We start from the raw sequence: 25,677 nt of genomic DNA, 5'->3' as shown, positions 1-25,677 counted from the left end.
ACATTAGTAAAATAAAATGAGAGGATTATGTTAGCATTTGATTCACCAAAAGATCAGTCATCCATAATAAAAGTATTAGGGGTAGGCGGAGGCGGCGGAAACGCTGTAAACCATATGTTTAGTCAAGGAATTCAAGGTGTAGATTTCATCTTGTGCAATACCGATGCACAAGCTTTGGAATGCAGCCCAATTCCAACAAAAATACAGCTGGGTACCAGCTTAACAGAAGGTCGAGGCGCCGGCTCAAAACCAGAAGTTGGTCGCAATGCTGCCATCGAAGATATCGAAAAGATTAAAGAGGTACTGGAGGTTAATACCAAAATGTTGTTTATAACAGCTGGAATGGGTGGTGGCACGGGTACTGGAGCAGCTCCCGTTATTGCACAGGCCGCCGCAGAATTAGACATACTCACCGTGGGTATTGTTACTATTCCTTTTGGTTTCGAAGGCAGAAAGCGTAAGCAACTGGCAGAAGCAGGTATCACTGAAATGAAAAAATACGTGGATACCATTCTTATTATCAGCAACGATAAATTAAGAGAGCTCCATGGCAATTTAAAACTATCTGAAGCATTCAGCCGTGCTGACAACATTCTTGCAACTGCCGCAAAAGGTATTGCAGAAATTATCACTGTCACTGGATACATCAACGTGGATTTTGAAGATGTGAAAACAGTAATGAAAGACAGCGGTGTTGCTATCATGGGTGCTGGAGTAGCCGAAGGCGAGAACAGAGCTATGGAAGCAGCTGAAATGGCATTGAATTCACCATTATTGAATGATAATGATATTCATGGCGCCAACAATATGCTTCTTTACATTGCTACTGGTACAGATAGCGAAATTTCAATGGATGAAGTATCTGAAATCACAGATTATATCATAGATCAAACTGGTGAGCAATGTGAGGTGATTTGGGGTAGTGGTACAGACAAAAATTTAGGTAATTCTATTTCTATCACATTAATTGCAACAGGTTTTGATAGAGAAGGAATGGCGACTAAGGAAGAGTCAACAGCAAAAACTGTTACACCTTTAAACGCAGAAGTTCCGGTAACAAAGCCACAAGAAGTCCAAGCCACAGCAACTTCTCAAACTATTGATGCACCAACATTAATGTTAAAGAAAGAAGAAGAGCCCAAGATCGAACATCAGCTTTTTCAAGACTCTCAACCAAAAATGAGCACTCCTGAAACCAAGCAAAAAGAAGAAAAACAAGAAGAACCAAATATCATCATCAAAACACTAGGCGAAGATGCTCCAGAAGTTTCAGAAGTAAGCAATGAAAATGATATCAAAAATCCTGAGCCATCTAAAATTTCAGAAGAAAGTGAAAGAAAACTATCTGAAAGAGCTAAAAAACTCAGACAGCTATCCTATATCAATAAAAGCGGTAAAAATATTGATGAAATGGAGAACGTTCCTGCTTATAAAAGAAAAAATATACACATCTCACATACTGTTAGTTCACAAGAATCAGAAGTGGCTCGTTACTCCCTCTCAGATAACGAAGGCAACACTGAAATCAAAACTAATAACAGTTTTTTACATGATAATGTAGATTAATATTATAACATATAATCCTACCAACGACCCCTTATCAAAATATGATAAGGGGTTTTGTTTTGGCTTTTCTTTTGATCAAAACGTCTTTAAAAATATCATATTTGCTAAAATCAGACTAAGCCTATTCCTTAGATCATTAATCGCCGGTTGCATTTCTTTTTTATTCCTGAGACCTAGGGACGGCTATTTTGACATCTCTACTCATTTACCTTGGGCGCAGCCCAAGGTTGAAATAATTGACCCTTTCAGGGTCTTATGATTCTGAACAACTTTACAATCATGCTTTCACTAAAAGGCAGCTTTTATTTAATTGTAAAAAAAAGGCTGAAAGTCTTTGTTAAAAATAGCCATGGGCAGCGCCCATGGTTAAGAACAATAGTTATATTTAGGTCGTCCAGAAATTCAATTTAAAAAATTAATAACTCTGCCGACCACCTTCATGATTCAAGAAAGAACAATAATTAGATCATTTTTAAGTATTAAATAGATGTCATTTATTGATTACAAACATCGTTTTACGAAAACACACAAACAACATACCAATAAACGCCTCTTTTATTATCTTTGCAAAAAATAATAATATGAGCTTAGAAATTTTAATCAATAACGATATTAAAGCTGCCATGATCAGCAAGGACAAGAAGAAATTAGGTGCATTAAGAGCTATAAAAGCCGCTCTTCTTCTTGAGAAAACCGGAAAAGACACCAATAGTGGCGAAATCCCTGAAACAGTGGAGCTTAAAATTTTACAAAAGTTGGTTAAGCAAAGAAGAGAATCTGCTGATATTTTTACCAAACAAAACAGACCTGAACTAGCAGAAGATGAAGTTTACGAAGCCGATATCATTCAAGCTTACCTTCCTCAACAAATGGATGAAGCTTCACTCAGAAAAGAGATAGCAGAAATCATTGAAATCACAGGTGCTTCTAGCATGAAAGACATGGGGAAATTGATGGGAATGGCCAGTAAAAAGTTTGCAGGAAAAGCCGATAGCAAAACCATAAGTAGCTTAGTAAAAGAGCTTTTATTGGGCTAATATTTTTTGGCTAAAAAAGCTTAGTCCATTTAATAATTCCATATATTTGCAGCCGCAATTCGAGGTTTATCTTACTATTTGGCTTTTGCATATTTTTCAAGAGTAGAAACCAAGATAAATCCCCCCTAAAATTGCAGCACAGAAATCGGGATGTGGCGCAGTTGGTAGCGCACTTGACTGGGGGTCAAGGGGTCGCAAGTTCAAGTCTTGTCATTCCGACATAAATTCAAAAAGAGTTATAGATTTATTCTATAGCTCTTTTTCTTTTTCACTCTATTTTGATAAAAAACTATTAGGGCGGAATAAGTGAGATTTATTTTGTTTTCCCAGTAACTACAACTTATAAACAAGGCGATTTTTTCTAAACCTATCTATCAAACAATCAGACCTTCATACCCAATAATTTCTTATATTTACAAGGAAGTATCTATTACCAATTACAAAGCAAGCCTGCTTGTATTTTGAATGAATGAAATATTCTATAAGTATTCGTACTTATTCACCATATTCATTTTCAAAATCCATGGTAGATACTAAAAACATTTTAATTCTAGTTATATGCAAAACACAATAGAACAAATAAAATCCTTATCAGAGAAATATCGAGATTATACCGCAGAGAATCTTTCTAAGCTGGTTAAAATAAAGTCTTTAAGCACGCAGGAAAAAGAAGTTCAGCTCGAACTCAAACGACAAATGGAGGAGGCTGGGTTTGATGAAGTGAGGATAGATGGCCTAGGCAATGTGATAGGAAGAATTGGTAATGGAAGCACAATATTAGCTATCGATGGTCACATGGACACAGTGGATAATGGAAATCTGAGTAACTGGGATTTCGATCCTCTCGGCGGGGAGATAAAAGATGGATATGTTCATGGCCGAGGCACCGTTGACCAAGAAGGAGGGCCCGCTGCTTTTGTTACTTCTGGTAGAATTTTAAAAGAATTAAGTTTTGATAGAGATCTGACCATCTATTTTGTAGGAAGCGTAATGGAAGAGGATTGTGATGGCTTATGCTGGAAATATTTGGTAGAAGAGGAAAAAATAAAACCCGACTTCGCCATCAGCACTGAACCTACCAATCTAAATATTTATCGTGGACATAGAGGAAGAATGGAAATGCATGTGAGCTTCTATGGCATTTCTTCTCATGGCTCTGCTCCCGAAAGAGGTAAGAATGCCATTTATATGGCTTCAAAAGTAGCTCTTGAGATAGAAAAGCTTAACGAGCGGTTGGCTTATGACGAGTTTTTAGGGAAAGGCAGTGTGACCATCTCTGAATTTGTTTCTGAAAGTCCATCACTATGCGCAGTTTCTGATTTTGCCAGATTACATTTAGATCGCCGCCTCACTTGGGGAGAAACTAAAGAATCTGCTGTAAAAGAAATTGAAGACCTTCTAGAAGGATTAAATGCCAAAGTTGAAGTATTAGACTATTCTGAGGAGGCCTATACCGGATTAACTTACGGCATGGAAAAATACTACCCTACTTGGAAAATCCCAGAAGAGCATCAAGTAGTTCAAACAGGAGTGCAAGCCTACGAGGCGCTCTATGCCAAAAAACCAATAGTCGACAAGTGGACCTTCTCCACCAATGGAGTAGTCATCAATGGTATATATAAAATCCCTATGATAGGTTTTGGCCCGGGAAATGAAATATTAGCACATGCTCCTAACGAAAAAGTAGCTATTGATGACTTGGTCATCGCATCCGCTTTTTATGCTGCTTTTGCTTATAAACTTTAAATCTTGAACAAAAACAAATTCCACACAAAGAAATCTCAAAGAACGCATAAAAAAAAGAAGGAAATTGATTAATCGTATTCAACATTGAACCTTAAACTTTGAAAACCAGCTTTGCCTTTTGAACATTTGAACCTATTAACTATTATCTATTAACTATCAACTATAAAAATATGAATATACAAGACAAAATTAAAACCCTAGCTCAATTAGATACTGACCTTTTCGGAAAAGACTTCTTATTAACCTGGGAAAAAAGTGACGATGAATTAAAAGCTATTTTAGAAATTGCTGCCATTTTGAAGCAAATGCGTGATGAGAATGTTTCACCAAAAGTTTTCGACTCCGGATTGGCCGTTTCTATTTTTAGAGACAATTCCACCCGAACTCGTTTTTCTTTTGCCTCTGCTGCAAACCTTCTCGGATTGGCTGTGCAAGATATGGATGAAACCAAATCGCAAATTGCCCATGGTGAAACAGTGAGAGAAACTGCAAATATGATCTCCTTTTTAACTGATGCCATAGGAATTAGGGATGATATGTATCTGGGTGAAGGAAACAAATACATGCGTGAAGTAGCCGAAGCTTTAGATGAAGGTTATGAAAAGAAAGTACTTCCAAATCGCCCTGGAATTGTAAACTTACAATGCGATATGGATCACCCAACTCAATCCATGGCCGACCTTCTCCACTTAAAAAATGAATTTGGTTCCTTAGAAAATCTGAAAGGAAAAAAGATAGTGATGAGTTGGGCCTACTCCCCTAGCTATGGGAAACCCATGTCGGTGCCTCAGGGCATTATTGCTTTAATGACACGATATGGAATGGATGTGGAATTAGCTTACCCTGAAGGCTATGATTTAATTCCGGAAATTGTTGACATAGCCAAAGACAATGCAAAGAAAAGCGGTGGTTCATTTAAGGTCAGTCATCATATGGCCGAGGCCATGAAAGATGCAGATATCGTATATCCTAAAAGCTGGGCGCCATTTCATATCATGCAAGAGCGTACAGAATTATTAAAGAATAAAGACATGGCAGGCTTGAAAAAGCTAGAGCAGAAAGCCCTGTTGAATAATGCCAAATTCAAAGATTGGGAATATACCGAAGAGATGCGCAAAACCACAAAAGATGGGGATGCTTTATATATGCATTGTCTACCAGCAGACATTTCCGATGTATCCTGTAAAGATGGCGAAGTAGAAGCAGAAGTATTTGAGAAATATAGAATCAAAACCTATCATGAAGCGGGTTTCAAACCTTATATTATTGCTTCCATGATGTTTGCCAATAAATTTAAAAATCCTGTCGCTGTATTGCAAGGAATTTTAGATTCTGGTGCCAAGCGGGTTCGCTTTTAGAGTTAGGGTCGTCGACCCGCTTTGCGGGTTGACGACCCTAATATCAGCATCGGAGCCAATAGCTATTTGGCCTTTTTGAGGAAATAGGCCAAAGGTTTTGGCTGCATTGGTGGATGTGATAGCTACGTATTCTTGTAGTGTGATTCTATTTTCTAAGACTCCATGTTTATAGATAAGGTTTAATCTTTGCTCCACTCCTCTTGTGCCATTGGGAATTTTTCTGAAATCGTCTTTTCCCAATGCTTTTTGTTCTTTGGTAAATGGACAGTGATCTGTTCCTATGGTGGAGACCACTCCAGATTTTATGGCTGCCCATAAGGCTTCTTGATCTTCTTTTTTTCTTAGAGGAGGGCTCATGATAAAATTAGCTGCTGTTTCAAAATCTTCTTCATAAATAGAGTCATCATAGAGCAAATATTGTGGACAAGTTTCAGCTATCACTTGCTGACCTTTATCCTGTGCTGCAGCTATATAAACCAGTGATTCTTTGGCCGAAACGTGAACTATGTAAATAGGACAATCGGCTTGTGTTGCTAATTCTATAGCTCTTTTTACGGCTTGTGCTTCCCATTTTGCTGGACGAGAAATGGCATGATACTTCGGACTTCTTTTATTTTCTGCATAAAGTCGATTTCTAGCCTCCTCTATTTTATCTCCCATTTCGCAATGTAGCGTTACCATTCCGCCATGTTTTGCTACTGCTTTCATTACTTTTAATAGCACATCATCGTCTAAGCCAATACTGTCTTTATAGGCCATATAGACTTTGAAACTTTTGTATCCATCTTTAATGCATTGCGCTATTTCTTGCTCCATGGAATCGCGCCATTCTATGGGACTCACATGAAAATAACAATCAATAAGGCTATTTCTTGCTTCCTCTTGACGTTCTTTTATGGCATCTTGAAGGCTTTGTCCTTTTTTGGGTGTTACAAAATCTATGATAGTGGTGGTTCCACCTTTTAATGCTGCTTTGCTTCCTGATTCAAAGTCATCTGCTGAATATCCTGCTGGTGTTGGAAGATGCATGTGTACGTGAGGGTCTATTCCTCCTGGAAATACATATTTGCCTTCTGCGTCTATGATTTTAGCTTTTTTAGATTGGACCTTTAGTTCTTTTCCTATTTCTAAGATTTTTCCATTCTTGCAGAGGATGTCGGCGGAGTTTGTGGAATCTGCGTTTATGATATTTGCGTTTTTTATTAGTATTTCCATTTTAAATTTGCTTTGACAAAGCCTTTTTTAAATTATTCTTTCATTTTAATTTCATACATCGCAGATGAGGAGATGACTCTTTCCTGAATACTTTGGGCTGCTTTGAAAACCTTTTTTTACTTATCACCCAGCACTTTGTGCTGAGCTATAAATATTGCGCTGCTCTGCAGCTTTGATATTTCACAATGAAAAAAGCACTATAGCTTTTTCCAAAGTCTGTTGGCTTGTTCTTTTGTGAATTTCCAAACTTCTTCTTCATTTATGGTTTGGAGGATTCTATCTTTTATGATTAGTTTTCCATTTGAGATAACATCAGTAACCATGTTTGAGGACCAACCAAATATAAAATGCCCCAAGAAATTATTTTGATTAAAGTCTGTTGGGCTTGGATAATCAAGAATGACCAAGTTGTTTTCTCCATCTCCTTTGAAACCATTGATAGCTAAATAATGATGAACTTTTCTAAAACGCTCATAAGCAGAAACGAAATCGATATTGTCTTTTGCTTGCCCTGAGAAGAAAGCTGTTTGTGCAGAACGAATCATATCACTATGCATTCCATCAGTTCCCAGCATAATTCTATCTCCCAAGTTTTTTCCATTGAAAAGCCCCACATTATTATTCAAATTGCTTTCCATGTTCTGCACTACAAATGCTTTTCCGTCTCTAATCAAGTCCCGTTCCTTATTATCAATATGCAGACAATGACCTAAAATAGATTTTGAGGATTCTAAAACACCAAACTCGTTTAGTCTTTCCACCACTCGTTTGCCATGTTTCTGCAAACACTGCTCTTGGTCATAGAAATCTTCAGCTGTGTGGATATGAATGCCGGAATCTTTCTTCCTCATTAAATCTGCAGCTCGTTTCATGGTTTCATCACCTACCGTAAAAGAAGCATGCAAGCCCACCAAAGCCTGATGATGATTCAGATATTCTTCACTTTCTTCTAAGCCCTCCTCAGCAATAGCAATGCCATCTCTGTCGGATATTTCATAACAAAGCAAATGGTCAACTCCTACTTTGTCAAAAGCTTTAGCCATGATTTCCAAGGAACCCTTCACATGATTTGGTGAGGCATGATGATCAATAACAAAAGTAGAACCAGATTTAGCACAGGCAATGGCCGTAGCCAAAGCACTGGCTTCAATCATCTCTTTATCCAATGATTTATCTAAATTCCACCAGATATACTGTAAAATCTCTAAAAAGTTATGCGGTGAATTCTTTGGAGCTGGCATTCCTCGACTTAAGGCAGAATAAGCATGGTGGTGGCCAACAGCGAAGGATTTGGTCACAAATCTCCCTTGACAATCGATAATCTGATCATCTTCAGAGATTGATATTTTATCAAAACCATCGAAAAACGCTAAGCTTTCATCGATTCCTTCATTTACTTTTATATTGGTGTCTGAGAATTCTAATGTTTCCCAGTTGATGTATTTTGTGTTTTTTAGGATTAGTGACATATTCTTAATCTTCAAATCGTTTAAAAGCCACAACTCGGGAGAGTTGTGCTACTTGTATTCTTATTTACTTAGTGGTAGTTTATATCTTCGTACTCCATCAAAGCTATAAAAAGCATTGGCCACAGCGGCAGCGGTTGGAACCAGTCCGATTTCTCCAATTCCCTTGGCTCCGTATGGACCCACAGGGTCTTTTACCTCTACTCCTTTCACTATGATTTCTGGAGTTTCATGAGCTCGTAGCACTCCCAATTGCCGCATTTTATCTGATACCAGAAATCCATCTTTCATGGGCAAATCTTCCGTTAAGGCATATCCCAAACCCATGTGAACTCCGCCTTCTATCTGACCTTCGAATAACATGGGATTCATGATTTTTCCGGCATCATGTGCCGCAACCATTTTTTCAATATTACCCTCCTCATTCAATACACAAAGTTGGGCAGCATATCCATAGGAATAGTGAATGATAGGATTTTCGACATCAGCTCCGGGCTTAGTGGTCCAGTCGCAAACAAAAGCACCTCTATAGGTTTTTCCTACCAATTGGAGGAGGGTATTTGTAGTTAAATCCTTCTTCAAATTTTGAGCCGCATTTATAACTGCCAATCCCACCAAAGCGGTGGCACGAGAAGAGGTAGTCATACCAGTTTTAATCTGAGCTTCGGTATCTACTTTTACTTCTATAATTGAAGGCGAAATCCCAGTTTCTTCACATAAGGTTTGGAGTGCCATATTATGAACACCCTGTCCCATCTCTGTCCAACCATGTTGTAATAAAACTTTATCTTCTGAGATGATTTCAATAATCACTTTAGATTCATCTTGCATTCCATTTCCAACACCTGAGTTTTTAATGGCACATGCTAAGCCCACAAATTTGTTTTCATAAAAATCCTCTTTCAGTGCATCTAGACATTGTCTTAATCCAACACCCTGTAATTGTTGCCCGGTGGAAGTTGTTAAACCATCCATCAATGCATTATCATAACGAAATTTCCATCGGTCAAAATTCCCTTGCTCACAAATATCATCTATACAACTTTCTAAAGCAAAAGCCACCTGATTGGCACCAAAACCACGCATGGCACCACAGGGAATATTATTGGTATAGACGGTCTTGGCTTCAATATCTATTTGCGGAATAAAATAACCACCAGAAGCATGACCAGCTACTCTTTCCATCACCTTCATTCCTACAGAAGCATAGGCTCCAGTATCTCCAACTGCTTTTAACTTTAAGGCGGTGAGCTTTCCTTCTTTATTAGCAGCCACAGAAATATCCATAAAAACAGGATGTCGTTTGGGGTGCAATATGATGGATTCTTCTCTCCTTAAGGTAATCTTTACCGGACGATTCATTAGAAACGAAAACAATGCAGTATGACCTTGGATGCTCAAATCTTCCTTACCACCAAAACCTCCACCATTTGGAACCAGAACCACTCTTACTTGTTCTTCTTGTAATCCTAAAATCATGGCCACTTGTCTACGGTCCTCATAAACACCTTGACTTTGACTAAACAATTCCATCCCTCCTTTTCCATCGGGACGAGCCACGGCAGCTTCTTTTTCTAGAAATGCATGCTCTATTCTTTGGGTTTCATAATTCCCAGAACTTACAAAGGCAGATTCCTCAATGGCTTTGTCAGCATCACCAATGGTAAACTGACAAGTATCGAAATGATTGGGTCTTTCTTGATGTACAGCTGCTCCATCAATGGCTTTAAAAACATCGGTTTCTGGTTCAAGCACCTCATAATCTACTTCAATAAGTGCAATAGCTTCTCTGGCAATTTGATCGGAATCGGCAATCACACCAACAATAACATCCCCAATGAAATGCGTAGTCTTGCCCTCCTCTATCATCACCGACCAATCCTGTAAAATCAACCCCACAACCTTCTCACCTGGTATGTCTTTAGCTAATACCACACGATGGACACCGGGATATCTTTCTGCCTCAGCAGTGTTTATTTTCAGCACCTTAGCCTTGGGATAATCGGAGAATTTTAATGCGGCAAATAACATATCATCAAAGAAGATATCATCCACAAAATCTCGTTGACCGATAGCTGTTTCATAAGCTTGATATTTAGGCTCTGCTACACCAATCTTACCTGAAGTCTGAGTTATTTCTAAGGACTTATTTTCACAAATATGCGCACCTGCATACTGAATGGCCTCCTCAATTTTTTTATATCCCGTACAACGGCAAAGATGAGGCTTTATAGCTTTTTGAATTTCTTCGATACTAGGATTGGGATTATTCTGTAATAAGACTTTGGTTCTACTTATAAATCCTGGAGAACAAAAACCACATTGCACTGCACCTTTATTTACAAATGCCTTAGCGATGGTATCTAAAACATATTTCGGAAATCCTTCAGGAGTGAATATCTCAGCCCCATCGAGTCTTTGCATTTTGGTCACGCAAGATAAAACTGCTTTACCATTGACTTCCACTGTACAAGCCCCACAGGCCGCTTGCCCTGAACAGCCATCTTTAACCGCTGTTAGATGTTGGTCTAGACGTAAATACGACAATAAGGATTGATTCAAATCTCCATCGTAATGATGTTTTTCTCCGTTTAATGTGAAATTAATCATGACATTAAGTTTTTAAGTTCATCTAAGGATGGTTTTATAGATTTTGGCATATTGATGATTTGGCTGATGGCTTTTAAATCTTTAAGTCCGCTACCCGTCAGCAAGACTATGACTGAGGAGTCTTTTGGAATTAGATTTTGAGATTTCCATTTTTCAAATCCAGCAAAAGCAGCAGAAGCAGCAGGTTCAGCAAACAAGCCTGTTTCTTTAGACAAAATAGAGGATGCTTTTAAAATTTCTTGATCGCTAACAGTCAACCATTTTCCATTATAATTTTGAATAAATTGTTGAGCCATATTAAAGTTTCGAGGAATATCCACAGAAATGGAATCCGCCACGGTATGGCTTTCCTCTACATGAAAAGTTTTACAACCAATATTTCGGACTAGATTATCACTATTCTCAGCTTGAACTGCTATTATGGTGGGTAATTTATTGATGATTCCCAATTTCAACAAATCTTCGAAGCCTTTATATACTCCACTGATAATAACCCCATCACCCACAGGAACGAAGATGAAATCAGGAATCTCCTCTCCCATTTGTTCAAATAACTCATAGGAAACTATTTTCTTTCCCTCTATCGTCAAAGGATTAAATGCAGTATTTCGATTATACCACCCAAACTCTTCTGTGGCTTTTATACTGAAATCGAATGCATCATCATAAGTTCCTTTTACTGGAACTATTTGCGCACCATACATTAAAATCTGACTCAATTTTGCTATTGGAGCTGCTTCTGGAACCATAATAATGGCCTTTTGATTTTGGGCAGCGCAAATTCCGGCTAAGGAAGAACCCGCATTTCCTGTTGAAGCAGCAACAATAGTTTCAAAACCCTGTTCCTTTGCATAAGCAGAAACTACTGCCGAAGCTCTATCTTTAAAGGAATAAGTAGGATTCTGGGAATCGTCTTTTAGGAAAAGTCTGAAATTGAGTATTTCATTCTCAAACTTCTTGATACAGTATAATGGAGTTTGTCCTACTCTAAGATTGGGTAGGCTTTCTAGGTTTTGAATGGGTAATAAATCTAGGAATTGATTTTGTTTAAGGGTTTTAAAATCCACTCCTTTGTCCTGCATCTTCTTGTAATTATAAATTGCTTTAAGAACTCCCTTTGGAGGTTGATCTGTTGGGGCATCTTTACTACATATTGGACAGAGATATTTTGTTTCGGATTCCTTGTGTGTTTTTCCGCAGTCGGTACATTGGTAGTGGAACTTTGAGTTAACCATTTAATTTCGTTTTTTATTACTTCTATTCTCATACAAAGCCGCAGAGACGCAAAGAGTAATCTAATATACTAACAAATCTGCAATTTATTTACAAAACATAAGCTCTAGCGGATTTTCAATTTGCTACTAACAAAACACATCGGATTACAAATCCGATGGAGCGCAATGCCCGAGTTAATAGTTTAAACAAGAAAGCTTGAATTACTCACAAATAGTACAGCTTGTTTTGTGTTCGTGAGCTCCTTTCAGTCGGTTCGAGACTTGTACAGCCTTCTATATGTGAGTTTACTTTCCTTAAACGACCATTTAGAAGGCGAGCCTAATGATTAAGTCAAGCTTTATTGGAAAACTAATTATACTCTTTTGCTACTCCTGTCCTCTCGTTAAACGCTTCTATCTTTTCATCCCATTCGTCTACTTTGGCGTATCGTGATTTCCAATAATTCTCATCATACCATTGGGCATTGAGTTCTTCTACTGTTTTTCCTTGCTGTTCTATCCATGTGAAATATTTAAGATTGTGCATTCGCTTCTTCTCGTAATAATTCATTTCAATCATGTGATCGATATTTAAGCCTAACATATCTGCTTCAAAACTAACGGCTGCATCTCTATTGGTAAACTCACCATGAAGTTCTTTCTCTTCAGTTAAGCGTGATTGATACATTTCCATGGAATCTGTAGCAACAGAGAATACCACATCGTTCTCTGTCATCTCATAATACTTAGCCAACTTAATAGAACCCATCAAATTAGCAATGGAAGAAATTCCTAAATGATGAAGATGATCAACTACTGTTGGATCTATTTTCAATTCATTCTTTAAATAATCGTGGCCTGCTTTCTCATTAAACAAGCGCATCAATCGGATGTTAGGATTATCATCGATTCCAGCTACCATATCCATATTTCTGATATTATGTATCCATGGAACATGCTTATCACCTATACCTTCGATACGGTGCTCTCCATATCCATTTTCCAATAAAGTAGGACATTGCAAAGCTTCTCCAGCACAGACTTTAAGGTTTGGATATACCTCTCTTAAATAATCGGCACTACCCAAAGTACCAGCAGAACCTTGAGTGAGGAACATTCCAGCAAAGCGATCTCCATCATTTTTTACTTGATTAAAAACCTCCTCCATGGCATGACCAGTTACCGCATAATGCCATAATGGATTTCCTATTTCTTCAAACTGATTGAGATTAACAATACTATCTCCTCTTTCGGCTTGTAATTCTTTTACTTTATCGTAAATCTCCTTCACATTACTTTCGGTTCCAGGAGTCGCAAAAACCTCAGCTCCTACTTTGTGTAACCAATCGAAACGCTCTTTGGACATTCCTTCTGGTAAAACAGCAATGGATTCACAACCTAAAAGGTAGGAATCGTATGCTCCTCCTCTACAGTAATTTCCGGTAGATGGCCAAAGTGCTTTTTGTCGAGTGGGATCGAAACGCCCATCGATTAGCTTCTCTACCAAAGGTCCAAATGTAGCACCTACTTTATGTGCTCCAGTTGGAAAATATTTTCCAATTAATAAGATAACCCTTGCTTTTGTTCCTGTGAGTTCAGAAGGCAGTTCCAAAAAATTCACATCTCCAAAACCTCCACCCGATTTCACCGGTTCATTCTTCCAGTTGATACGAAATAAATTCAGAGAGTTTAAATCCCACAATCCTATATTTTTTAGTTTATCCTTGATCTTTTCTGGTATCAGATCCGGATTTCTCATTTGTTTATAAGTTGGTAATATAATATGTCTTTCACGACATCTCTGAATAGTGTTTTTTAATACAGATTCGTTAGTGCTCATCATTTTCGTATTTATATGTTCTCTATTTATTTTCTTAAAAAATCTTTGGCTCCTTGCAGTAGCAAACTCATTTGAGCGGCTATGGATAAGTCAATTTCGAAGTTTGTTTTTTCTTTTATTTTTATTTCAATAGGCTGAATGTTTTTATCTAGTGTTAAACGATAGTTTTGTGTTTCAAATTCTAAGGACCCCTCCTTATATCTTAAGTTATATTTATTTTGTTCTTTATAAAACAGGAGTTCTGTTATTCCTCCTTCTGTATTCAAATAACAACCCTCTTTTTCTTTCTCAAATTCCTCGATTGTTAAGTATAAATGTGGTTTTTCTTGATATGGAGCTCCTGAAGAAGGACAGAAAGTATTACAGTTTCCGCATTGATTACACCAATCGGCTATATGAAGAATTTGCTGTGATTGACTTATATTAAAAGGATACGCTTCTTCTTTCTCCATTTCCCCTTGTCTAACTTTAATATTTTGAAGCTGGAGATTTTGAGGAGTCACTGCATAGGCATGGAAAGCTAAATTTGGACAAACCGTGGTGCAAATATTACAAACTTCATCGCATAATAGGCAACGAGAAGCCTCTTCCATGGCTTGTTCCTTAGTCAAGGTAGTTGAAACGAGTTTAAAATTCTTCCTGTCATTGAGATTTGTTTCAATGGGTGTTTGAGCCGCTATTCTCTTGGATTTCTTTAGCATCAATTCCTTGACAGACTTGGCTTCTCTTTTCTCTTGATGTACAGAAACATATTCCAAACCTAGATTTTCTAGAATTTCCTGAGCTGCTTTTCTTCCATCTCCAATGGCATTGATGGCTGTTGAGGCGCCACGCAAAGCATCACCTCCAATATACACTTGAGGAAGCTTGGTTTGATATTTTCCTTTTTGAATTTTTAATTCATCAGCTGTAGCAAAATCTATATCTAAATCTTGGCCAATAGCAGGAATGATGGTATCAGCTAAGATTTCAAAATCAGAACCTGTTATCTCTGTGATAGAAGCTCTTCCCGACTCGTCTTTCTTCCCCAAACTCATTTTACAACAAAGTAAGGATTGTACCTTGCCATTCTCAGTCTTGATTTCTAATGGAGCAGCGAGTTGAACGATTTCAACACCCTCCTCTAAAACGGCTTTTATTTCGCCCAAATCAGCTGGCATTTGCTTGATGGTTCTTCTGTAAACGATAGTTACTTTTCCATTCTTGCCAACCATTCTATAAGCTGTTCTGGCAGCATCCATAGCTGTATTCCCCCCACCGATGATGATGACGTTCTTTGCTATTCCACTAGGTTTATTATCTTTTACTTTGAAGAGAAAATCTAAGGGATCTAAAACACCCTCCGCTTTTATTCCATCAATATTTAAAGCTTTTGAGACCTGAGCTCCAGCACCAATAAAGATGGCCTGATTCTCCTTTTGAAGCTTTTGAAATTCTTGCTTCTTAATTAGATGATTATAATGAACCTTTACACCTGCATCTATAATTTTTTGCATATCGAAACCGATGGCCTCATCGGTCAATCGGAAGGAAGGGATAGCACCAGATGCCATTCCACCACCTTGCTCTTTTGACTCGTAAACATTTACTTCTACACCAGCAATGGCTAAATAATAAGCACAAGATAAGCCTGCGGGTCCAGCTCCAATAATGGCTGCTTTTTTATCTCCAATTTTTTCTTGATGCCCTCCTCCGTTCTTCTTAGCCTCTTCTGCTATAAATCTTTTTATTTCTCTTATGAGTAAAGGGCTGTCATAATTGATTCTGGTACATTTCGTTTGACAAAGGTGATCACAAACCATTCCTGTTGTTAATGGAAAAGGATTGGTTTCCTTAATGACTTGTGCTGCTTTTTCAAAATCGCCTTTTGCAGTATAATGCATATAATCAGGGATGCCTTGATTGGTTGGACAAGTATCCACACATGGCGCATGAGCACAATCGAAATATCCGAGTTCTCTATCGGTTTTGATACTTGGATCGTTAAATCCATTCTTCTTATAGGCCTTATTATTCTTTAATTCTTCTATATATTTTTCCAAATAATCGAAAGAGGATTCTGCTTTCTCAATTTTTTCTAGAGCTTGAATATACTGTTGCAATCTGGTATATCCACCAGGTTTCAAGAGGTCACTACAAACGGTAACTGGTGACAATCCGCAATTTATTATATCTTGAATATTAAAAGCATCAGCACCACCAGAAAAGGAAATATCCAATTCATTATTGAATTCTTTTTGGAGTTTATAGGCCACATTCATGGATATCACATGCAAAGCCTTTCCACTCATATACATCATTTCCTCATTTGAAGGAAATACTTCTTTATGATTGGCACTCTCCAAAGTATTGGTGAGCTTTAAACTGAAACAAACATCTTGTTCTTTTGCCTTAGTACTAAGGTTTTTGATGATTCCGAGCGCATCTTTATATTTTAAATCGTGCTCAAAAGCAATATCTGGAACCTGAGTTTCAAATCCCGATGCTTTCATTATTTCATGCAGCTTTTCCTTTCCTAAAAGTGTAGGATTTAGTTTAATGGCAGTGTGAATCTTCTTTTCCGTGATCAGATACGCTCCAATTTTTTCAATTTCATCAGAAGGACAACCATGCATAGTGGATAGCGTGATATTATTAGAAAGTTGAGGATTAATTGACAAATTCAAAACATTGGGATAAATATGTTTAATGCTTTCTATCTTTTCAACTAATTCGTCAGAAGCATCATCCATCTTCTCGAAAAACCACTGCACATTATCTTTGAGGATGCCTTCGTAATTATAACCTATACTCATATTGAAAATAAGTCCAGGTTCTATGGAATCCATCCAGCCGAATTTGTCTCTTAAGATATGAATGATAATCCAAGCATTTAAATACTGCTTAAAGGATTGATGTATTTTCAATTCCTGAGACCACTCGCAATTATAACCTTCGTCTTGCATGTCGATACAAGGTTTAGAAACCTCAAGTTCATCGAGTGTTTGAATGGTTTTGAGCTCAATAAAACGAGCGCCAGTTAACCAAGCTGCAATAATATTTTGTGCCATTTGAGAGTGAGGCCCTGCAGCTACGCCAATTGGCGTTTCTAATAAATCACCAAACCTTTCACCATGAATTTCTTTATGGTTTAAAGGATTAAAAAACTGTTCCTCTTGGATTCCGAAAATAGATTTGTTGCTGTCATATTGCTTCAAAATGATTTCTAATAATGAAGCCAATGATATAGTGGAAAAATAATCTGTCATATGCTATAAATATTGACCTGTAAATTTAATAAAAAGTCTTGAATATGCTTTATTTACACTATTTTTGAAATCTTATTTAGATTTTGTCTAGAAAGCTAGACATCTTGGTTTTGTCTACCCTTTTAGGATAGCAAAATTCAAGTTATTTACAATTTTATCATTTTTGGCCCCTTCCCTAAAGGGTGAATGAATAAAATTGGCTTTTTTGCTCCCTTTAGGGTTGGGGCAATCAAAAAAGAATCGATTGACAATAGTTTATTAAAACCTAATAACACCTATGATTCTAATCGACTGTTCAGTCATTATTTTAGCTGCAGGATATTCATCGAGGATGGGTAGTCCTAAATTTGCGCTGGCGATTAACTCGCAAAGCAACTTTCTCGAAAACATCATTCATCAGTATTTAAATATTGGAATTCGAAACATTATTGTGGTTCTAAACTCTGAAGGGGAAAAATATATTGAGCAACATCCTCTAAGAATTTCTAATCCTATTCAGTTAATCATCAATGAACATCCTGAATATGAAAAGTTTTATTCTTTGAAACTTGGGCTTTCTGCTCTTGAAAATAATGGTTATTCTTTCATTCATCCTAGTGATTTGCCTGTAGTTGAGGAAAGTACATTGAAAGAGATTTATGGTAAAAGAGAAGAGGCCGATTTTGTAAAACCTGTCTTCAATAAAAAAGGTGGCCATCCTATTTTATTGTCTCCTAGGCTAATAAAAGAATTGGTGAATGAGAAGAAGGGGGATTGGAAGCTGAACGAGTTTCTTGGGGAATATTCAAGCTGTTCGGTTGAGGTGGATGATGTGGGGATTCTTGATAATATTAATAGTCGGGAGGAATATTTGGTGTTTTTGGAGAAGATAAAAAAGGAGAACACAGATGACACTGATTTTGCGGATTAGCACAGAAAAACTCAGATAATATTTATTGACATACCCCCCTCATGTTTTCATACAAGGTAGCTTAACCAAAATAAATCATTGGTTTATATCTGAATATTTTATTTCACGCAAAGAAAACGCAAAGGAATTCGCAAAGTTCGCTAAAGGATTAATCCTTCGGAATACAGCTTAAACTCAGTTATCATTTAAATGATCTAAAATCAAGGACTGGTTGAGCTTTAACAATTCCAATATCAATTCTTTCATGACTTTGGGATATTGTTCTTCTCTCGTTTCTGTATGACAAAAACAGGAATAGACAGCGGATTCTTCCACATAATTATTAAGAGATAAATCGGTTTCATTAATTTGAATTTCTAGATACTCCTCATAAAGTCCTAATTCCTCTGAGATTTTCACTCCTGCTGTGAGTATGTTGAAGGTTTCGATATTAAAACCTAGCTTATGCCTAAATGGCAGAAATAAAGCCTCGTTTAACTGTTTTTCGAATTCTTGATTAACAATAATGCCTTTGAGCTTGTTCGTAATTTTAGTTTTCATTGTAAATTATTGAAATGTAAAAATAAAGAAATATGATTTACATTTGCGCCCATGATATATCTACTGCTTAGCATACTTTCATCTACTACTATTGCCGTTATTTTCAAATTGATGGACAATAGAAACGTGGCTTTATTACCTGTGATTGTCTTGAATTATTTTTCGGCTCTCACCGCTGGCTTATTGCTATTCGATGGCGAATTGAGTTTAACTTATATCTTGAATAGTCCATGGATATATATTTCATTCCTTATTGGGAGTTTATTGATTATTGGGTTTTACCTGATTGGATATACCACCCAAAAAGCAGGAATTGCTGTTGCGACTATTGCCAATAAGATGTCGGTGATTATTCCCATACTATTTTCTATTTTATACTTTTCGGAGGAGTCTAGTATTTTAAAAACTCTTGGGATTATTCTAGCAGTAGTATCTGTGGTATTGGCGGTGTTAAAGAAGAACGAGTCTGGCGAGCAAAAGAAGTTTTCACTTCTCCCCTTATTGATGTTTTTGGTGATTGGAGTGATTGATTCTGCCGTGAAGCTAGCACAACATAGTTATGTGAGTGATGGAGATGTGAGCCTTTTTACTTCTTTTAGTTTTGGATTGGCGGGAATTATTGGCGTCATTATCTTGAGTTTTAATCCTAAGGATTGGAAGAGCTTTGGGAATCCTTTGGTTTGGTTTTTTGGGATATTGATTGGTTTGGCCAATTTTGGAAGTATGTATTTCTTGATATTATCGCTCAACCATAGTGGTTTTGATAGCTCTATTGTTTATGGATTGAATAATATGGGAATCATTATGGCTTCTATTGCCATTGCTATGATGTTCTTTAGAGAAAAGCTGAGCCGTGTAAATATTAGTGGAGTGGTATTGGCTTTGGTTTCTGTGGCTATTCTAACCTTGTTAGTTTAATCGATAAGCCACTAATACACGAATAAAATCACGCCAATAATCCTTTTTCATTTCACGAATTTAAGGTTTCGCGCAAAGAAAGCGCAAAGGAAAATACACGCGAAGAATCGCAAAGTTGGAATAGTTTAATTAGCATATTCGTGATTTTCAAATACTATTTACAATCAATTACCATTCGTGAATTCGTGGCAAAACATTACAAATTAAGAAAATATTGGATTCCATTTATTCGTTAAATTCAATCAGTATTTATCATCCATTTTTATTCGTGCATTCGTGGCCAAAATTATTCCCCAAGCCTCCCAGCAATAAAACCAGTGGTCCAAGCACCTTGGAAATTATAGCCGCCTGTAATGGCATCTATATCTAGAACTTCTCCTGCGAAATATAGATTTTTTACTTTTTTGCTTTGCATGGTTTTGAAGTTGATATCCTCTAGACTAACACCTCCACAGGTAACGAACTCATCGCGGAAGGTGGTTTTTCCTTTCACAGAATAGATATCGTTGGTGAGGATGTTTATCAACTTATTGACTCCTTTTTTGGAAAGGTCACCCCACTTTTTCTTCTCGTCCAACTCACATTTTTCTACTAAATACAACCACAGTCTTTCTGGCAAGAGATAGGGTCGATAATTAGCTAAAATCTTCTTGGGATGCTCCTCTACTATCTTATCTAATTCTTGTTTTACTCTATCATTATTTATTTCGTGCACCCAATTAATCTGAACTTTAAAGTCATAATTCTGCTCGCTTAAATATCGAGCTCCAAAGGAAGACAGTACTAATATTGCGGGCCCACTCATTCCCCAATGCGTGATGAGAAGCGGCCCTTCAGCTTTCATCTTGGTTCCTTGAATATTAGTCATGGCATTTTCCACCACAATTCCCATCAACTTAGTAATGGATTCTTTGGGCATATTAAAAGTAAATAATGACGGAATCGGACTTTCTATTTTATGACCTAAATTGGCAAGCCAATCTAGTCCTTTACGTTGGGGTGAACCACCAGTAGTCGCAATTACTTTATCAAAAACTTGTGAAGAATGTCTATCATCAGCAAAATAGATTTTTATTTTCTCGTCAACTTGCTTAATGGACTCAACAGCTGCACCAAACTTTATGGTCACTCCTAATCTTTTGGCTTCATTGAGGAAACAATCAATAATGACTTGAGAATCTTGTGCCACAGGGAAAACACACCTATCTTCTTGGATAAGCGTTTCTACTCCTCTGTCTAACAACCATTTTTGCATGGTTTTATTATTAAATATAGGAAAGAGTTTTTTTAGTTTTTTCCCTCCTCTAGGATAAGCCTTTACCAGTTCTGCAATGGATTCTATACCATTGGTGACATTACAACGGCCTCCTCCAGAAATCTTTAATTTGGATAAAACCTTTTGCGATTTCTCAAAAACGATGACTTCTGCATGGGGATGATTTACTTTGACCTGAATGGCCGAAAACATTCCCGCTGCTCCTCCTCCAATAATGGCAACTTTCATATTCTTCCTGCTATTTTTCTATGCAAAGATCGTTAAATTACCTTTTAGACCAAATGCGCATGTTTAAATCTAAATCCTTCACAATATCGGTAAACAATAGCACTGGCGCTATTGATTTTGAAACAAAAGATAAATCAATGGGTTTAAAGATAGAAGGTTCGAACAAATCTTTTATCATGGGAATGGTGCAGTATAAACGATTCTTCACAAAAGAAATAGACAAATTCTTACCCACCTTTTCCCCATAATCAATAATACGTTCCATCATAACAGGGGTCAAAATATACCTTGCCTCAGTTTGGTTATTGGACAAGGTCTGGAATTTATCATCAAATTCCAAGTTCTCAAGCTTAACTTCAGATAAATCATCTGTCATTAGTTTGCGAATTCGCTTGAGTAAAGTAGAAGATTTTCTTTCAATCACAAAGGTTTCAGATTTAAAGTATTTATTAAACGAGGATGTGATAAATACTCCATTAAAAACAAGACTGTCTCGATTTTTATAGACAGAAGTTTCGCAAAACATCATCTTCACTTTACCTAGAGTAAAGCGCATAAAATCTTCCCCATAAATATTATCTATATGATTCGGGAACAGCTTACTTTCCATCAAAACAGGCTTTGCTATTTTCTGCTTGGCAATGTATTCAAAATCTTCAAAATAGAAAGCTATTGCCTTTTTTAGAAGGTGTTTTTTATATCGAAATTTCAAATACCTATGAGTCGCTAAATACTTTTGAAAAGCAGACCCTAAAAACAATACACTTGGCAAGGCCGCAAAAAATATAATAGGACCATATTTAGTAATTGTTGATAAAAAGAATAATGGAAGTAAAGCCAAAGACAATAACAACCTTCGTCTAATTATTTTTCTGCCTTTAAGCCTATAATCCTCCAGAAAAGTAGCTGCTTTGTTTAGTTCTGAATGATAAAATTTATGAAAGTCTTCTTTTGATTCCATTATAAAAGATTATTTGAGGTGTTTTGATAAGTACTTATTCTAAACTAGAAAACAAATACCTAAGATCATGATATGTAATCTTTTTCCGTTTTCCCCAGCCCCAAGGGGAGCGAAAAAAGCATGCTTAAAAACAATTAGCTCAACAGTTTATTAGAAAACAAACTTATAGCGTAATGAACTAGATACCATTAAGCTAAATAAATAATTGAACACATCTAGAGATTATTTCTTTTTACATACATGAATCTGGTAGGTATGCAAACCAGTAAAAACCTTTCTCAAAAGATTAAACGGACGCCAAAAACCATGCAATGGTGTATAGGATTTCCTCAAGACCTCGATACTTTGGTAATCTGTATTATCAAGAAACTCTAATACTTGCTTCACAGAATATTCTCGGACATGGCCCATGTGCCCAAGAGTTTCAAGTTTTAGAAATTGCTCATAGGGATTATCAAATCCTTCTCCTCTTAGGAAATTTACAATATTTCTAACTGAGTAGAGATTTGGTGTGGTTAATAAAAGAATACCATCTTTATGCAAAACCCTATTGATTTCACGAAGTGTTCTGATTGGATTGATTCGTAAATGCTCAAATATTTCGTTGAAGATAATAAACTGAAATTCTCCATCCTTAAATGGAAGCTTTTCATCTTCTACATTACATTTTACAATATCTAAATTTTGATCAGATATAAATTTAGCTTGACGACTTGGATCAATATCAGCACCTATTATGGAATATCCTTTTTGCTTTAAGACATGTGTTAAATGATAAGGAGAGGATCCTAGTTCAAGAATTTGTCCAGACTTATAATATTTTGATATTAACTGAATATCAAATAGATATCTTTTCCTATTTGACTTCAAATAATTCTTACTCCACTTATCTAAAGCTCCATCATAATGCTCTAGCTTTTCTTCTAAGTCTTTTAATAATTCTTGATCTGTCATTGAAAGCATTCTTTCTTATTGTTGAAAAACATTTTAGATTTCAAATATCCTACTGATTAACAATACCGTATGCATTTTTAAAAAGTTTTGGGAATTCATCAATAAACAATCTTAATAAATCCGTTCAAAATTAGCAAAATTATCAATGGTTCCTAGATAGCTTTCAACCTATGAATTGAATTAAAAATTCAAAGAGACAAATAGAATTTTCATCACAAAAAAAATCTTCATTTGTATTAATTCAAATTCACTTCCAAATTTATAATTTTAATATTTTTATCACACAATAAATTTTCAGGAATAGCGCCATTATTATTGATCAGGATTCGAAACCCTTGCTTAGTTAAACCTTCAATAGTTTCCTGATTTGGAATATGAGGATACACTATTAAATCCGTATAAAACATGGCCTCAATTGGCTTGTTATAGTTAAAAAGGACTCCATCGCTAATATTCTTTTCATTCAACGATTTAAGATCTAAAACCCATTGAGGATTTCTATCTCTGTTTTCAAAAGGCTTAATACGCTCTAAACTGTATCTAATAGGAATCAGTATAAAAAGAGATAAAACAATATTAAACAACCATTTTAATCGATGATTATTCTTGTATTCTTTCAACATGAAATAGAACTCAGCTGTTATAAAAAACAAAACTGGAGAAGTGAATAGCAGATAGGCCTGCATTTTAGTTTTCGCAATAGAAAAGAACAAAAATGGTATGATGAACCAAATAGCAGCAGCCCATCTTTTTTTGTTTTCGGCATCTTTTACCATCATCCAGAAAAACCAAAGCAAAGGCAAATAGATATACTCACCATAATTTATTCGAATCTGATTTAGAAAGTAAAACACTGAACCAGATTGTCCCTCAACAGCTTCGAATAGGTGTTTGAAATTATAATTAGATTCCCATAAAGCCTCTTTTGGAAAAGCTGTAGAAATATAAACCTGCCAAGGAAGGAAAACAGCAACGGCAATTGCAATAATAATACTCAAGTGTAAAGCCATCCCTTTTAGGCTTAAAGTCTTAGAATCCCATAATAACAGGATCCAAACCGGCAATACAATAAGTCCTGGTAACCACTTAGTGAGCACCGCAGAACCTATACTAAGTCCAACTAATACGGTATAAATAAATTTCTCTGTTTTTATAAATCGAATAGTTAAATAGATAGCTAACAAAATAAAAAAGGTGAAAAATACATCAACATGATCAGTTGAAACTCTACCTCCCATCAGTTCCACCATCAAGCCATTTATGGAAAATAAAAATGCAGAGAAATATGCAATTTTCTGATTGAAAAAATACTTTCCAATGGAGAACACCAAATAAATACCTATTACACAGACAATAATAGAAGGCAGTCTCAATGCGATTTCATTTACTCCAAAAACCCAAAAACTAGCCGCTATAGTCCATAGAGCCAAGGGTTGTTTATGAACCCATATGTGATTTACGGTCCAATTGGTATAATCATATGGAAGAATAGGATTCTCGTAAAGAGTGGGAATAAGCGGATGTTTCATCATGTTTTTAGCTACCAAAGCATGATATCGCTCATCCCAATGGTGCAAAAAGAAATCGGTAGCTACAAAAAAATATAAAACTAAAGCAGCACTCATCATGATAAACAAGGCCATTTTAAAATTCTCTTGTTTAAAATTCTTCCACGAATAAAAATAAGCAATAACAACTAATAGTATAATAGAAATCGAAAATATGATATTATCCATTTTATAAAATCAACATTAAATTATTGTAACAAAACCGCTTTTAATAAACCAGTTACATTATGTGCATTTTTATGGAATACATCGAGAACAGATTGTGCATCCACAGGAGCTTCATCGGTTTTCCAGCAATCGTAATCGGTGCTCATGGCAATGGCTGCATAAGGAATTTGTAACTCGTTGGCTAAAATCACTTCTGGGGCTGTACTCATATTGATTAAATCGGCTCCCCATGCTCTGAACATGTGACTCTCCGCACGACTTGAAAACCTTGGTCCCTCGATAGTGATAATGGTTTTATTGAGATGATATTTTAACTGAGCCGCCTCCGCTAATTTGACCAATTGCTGATTCAATTCATCATTGAAAGGATCGGCAAATGGGGTATGATGAAACCCACCATCATTAAAATCATCGAAGAAAGTATTGGCTCTAAATCTGGTAAAATCGATAACTTGATTAGGAAAAACCAAATCACCAGGCTCTATTTCTTGTCTTAAGCTACCACATGCTGTAGCTGCAATAATAGCTTCACAACCAAAATCCTTTATGGCTTTTATATGTGCTCTGTTGTTCACATGTGTTGGGGTTATTTGATGTTTAAAACCATGACGTGAGAATATAAAAACTTCTTTTTTACCCATTTGTCCATGAATAACTGGTGCAGAACATTCCCCATAAGGAGTTTTAGGATGCAGCATTTCAGAATGATCAAAAAGATCAAGTTTTTCCAATCCGGAACCACCTATAATAGCTATTTTATTAAGATTCATATTTTTTCAATTTTGGCTCTCAAAAGTACTAGATTTCTTGCTAAATGCCAACGGCTAAAAGCTAAAAGCAGTCTATGATAATTC

General features: G+C 36.4%; 18 protein-coding genes and 1 tRNA gene. 7 read left to right on the top strand and 12 right to left on the bottom strand.

Annotation, left to right across the window (positions count from 1 at the left end; all coding sequences use genetic code 11):
* Positions 1-27: 27 nt before the first annotated feature.
* The 5 genes from ftsZ to ygeW all read left to right on the top strand — a co-directional run bounded on the left by ftsZ (position 28) and on the right by ygeW (position 5,707).
* A complete protein-coding gene (gene ftsZ / locus HNS40_RS01935; protein ID WP_172276830.1) occupies positions 28-1,566 on the top strand; it encodes a cell division protein FtsZ in 1,539 nt (512 codons plus the stop codon).
* A 581-nt stretch (positions 1,567-2,147) separates the two neighbouring features.
* Entirely contained in the window at positions 2,148-2,603 is a 456-nt protein-coding gene (locus HNS40_RS01930; RefSeq protein WP_172276827.1) for a GatB/YqeY domain-containing protein, read from the top strand.
* A gap of 146 nt (positions 2,604-2,749) precedes the next feature.
* A tRNA-Pro gene (locus tag HNS40_RS01925) sits at positions 2,750-2,822 on the top strand.
* Between the two features lie 339 nt (positions 2,823-3,161).
* Positions 3,162-4,349, top strand: coding sequence for a YgeY family selenium metabolism-linked hydrolase (locus HNS40_RS01920; protein WP_172276824.1), 1,188 nt, complete (start codon positions 3,162-3,164; stop codon positions 4,347-4,349).
* Positions 4,350-4,519: 170 nt separating this feature from the next.
* Complete coding sequence (gene ygeW / locus HNS40_RS01915) at positions 4,520-5,707, top strand: knotted carbamoyltransferase YgeW (RefSeq protein ID WP_172276821.1); 1,188 nt, start codon at positions 4,520-4,522, stop codon at positions 5,705-5,707.
* On the opposite strand, the gene hydA is transcribed toward ygeW, so the two are convergent.
* From hydA to ygfK, 6 genes are all read right to left on the bottom strand, one after another.
* Positions 5,675-6,922 carry a dihydropyrimidinase gene (gene hydA, locus HNS40_RS01910; RefSeq protein ID WP_172276818.1) on the bottom strand — a complete coding sequence of 416 codons (1,248 nt, stop codon included), beginning with the start codon at positions 6,920-6,922 and terminating at the stop codon, positions 5,675-5,677. The two genes, ygeW and hydA, sit on opposite strands and share 33 nt — an antisense overlap.
* A gap of 197 nt (positions 6,923-7,119) precedes the next feature.
* A complete protein-coding gene (locus HNS40_RS01905) occupies positions 7,120-8,391 on the bottom strand; it encodes an amidohydrolase family protein (protein WP_172276815.1) in 1,272 nt (423 codons plus the stop codon).
* A gap of 60 nt (positions 8,392-8,451) precedes the next feature.
* Positions 8,452-10,998 (bottom strand): selenium-dependent xanthine dehydrogenase, encoded by a 2,547-nt coding sequence (gene xdh / locus HNS40_RS01900; protein WP_172276812.1) that lies wholly within the window; start codon positions 10,996-10,998, stop codon positions 8,452-8,454.
* Entirely contained in the window at positions 10,995-12,233 is a 1,239-nt protein-coding gene (gene thrC, locus HNS40_RS01895; RefSeq protein WP_172276809.1) for a threonine synthase, read from the bottom strand. The genes xdh and thrC overlap by 4 nt, the downstream gene beginning before the upstream one ends.
* A 349-nt stretch (positions 12,234-12,582) precedes the next feature.
* On the bottom strand, positions 12,583-14,052 hold the full coding sequence (locus HNS40_RS01890; protein ID WP_216663661.1) for a pyridoxal-phosphate dependent enzyme: 1,470 nt from the start codon (positions 14,050-14,052) through the stop codon (positions 12,583-12,585).
* Positions 14,053-14,078: 26 nt separating this feature from the next.
* A complete protein-coding gene (gene ygfK / locus HNS40_RS01885) occupies positions 14,079-17,300 on the bottom strand; it encodes a putative selenate reductase subunit YgfK (RefSeq protein ID WP_172276803.1) in 3,222 nt (1,073 codons plus the stop codon).
* 277 nt (positions 17,301-17,577) lie between these two features.
* Between ygfK and HNS40_RS01880 the strand changes: the two genes are divergently transcribed.
* Positions 17,578-18,210: an NTP transferase domain-containing protein gene (locus HNS40_RS01880; RefSeq protein ID WP_172276800.1), complete on the top strand. Its 633-nt coding sequence runs from the start codon at positions 17,578-17,580 to the stop codon at positions 18,208-18,210.
* Positions 18,211-18,384: 174 nt separating this feature from the next.
* Here the strand turns inward: HNS40_RS01880 and HNS40_RS01875 are convergent, their stop codons facing one another.
* Positions 18,385-18,750, bottom strand: a complete 366-nt coding sequence (locus HNS40_RS01875; RefSeq protein ID WP_172276797.1) for a hypothetical protein — start codon at positions 18,748-18,750, stop codon at positions 18,385-18,387.
* Positions 18,751-18,801: 51 nt separating this feature from the next.
* On the opposite strand from HNS40_RS01875, the gene HNS40_RS01870 reads away from it, so the two are divergent.
* Positions 18,802-19,668, top strand: coding sequence for a DMT family transporter (locus HNS40_RS01870; RefSeq protein ID WP_172276794.1), 867 nt, complete (start codon positions 18,802-18,804; stop codon positions 19,666-19,668).
* Between the two features lie 286 nt (positions 19,669-19,954).
* Here HNS40_RS01870 and HNS40_RS01865 read toward each other — a convergent pair whose 3' ends face one another.
* From HNS40_RS01865 to HNS40_RS01845, 5 genes are all read right to left on the bottom strand, one after another.
* Positions 19,955-21,172 carry an NAD(P)/FAD-dependent oxidoreductase gene (locus tag HNS40_RS01865; RefSeq protein ID WP_172276791.1) on the bottom strand — a complete coding sequence of 406 codons (1,218 nt, stop codon included), beginning with the start codon at positions 21,170-21,172 and terminating at the stop codon, positions 19,955-19,957.
* Positions 21,173-21,209: 37 nt separating this feature from the next.
* Entirely contained in the window at positions 21,210-22,133 is a 924-nt protein-coding gene (locus tag HNS40_RS01860; RefSeq protein ID WP_172276788.1) for a DUF3137 domain-containing protein, read from the bottom strand.
* Between the two features lie 222 nt (positions 22,134-22,355).
* On the bottom strand, positions 22,356-23,087 hold the full coding sequence (locus HNS40_RS01855; RefSeq protein ID WP_172276785.1) for a bifunctional 2-polyprenyl-6-hydroxyphenol methylase/3-demethylubiquinol 3-O-methyltransferase UbiG: 732 nt from the start codon (positions 23,085-23,087) through the stop codon (positions 22,356-22,358).
* 236 nt (positions 23,088-23,323) lie between these two features.
* Positions 23,324-24,823, bottom strand: coding sequence for a glycosyltransferase family 39 protein (locus HNS40_RS01850; protein WP_172276782.1), 1,500 nt, complete (start codon positions 24,821-24,823; stop codon positions 23,324-23,326).
* A 20-nt stretch (positions 24,824-24,843) separates the two neighbouring features.
* Complete coding sequence (locus tag HNS40_RS01845) at positions 24,844-25,593, bottom strand: MTAP family purine nucleoside phosphorylase (RefSeq protein WP_172276779.1); 750 nt, start codon at positions 25,591-25,593, stop codon at positions 24,844-24,846.
* Between the last annotated feature and the right edge of the window lie 84 nt (positions 25,594-25,677).

Origin of the sequence: Lentimicrobium sp. S6, assembly GCF_013166635.1 — a bacterium.
Classification (GTDB): Bacteria; Bacteroidota; Bacteroidia; order Bacteroidales; family UBA12170; genus UBA12170.
This window is presented reverse-complemented; position numbering and strand designations above follow the sequence as displayed.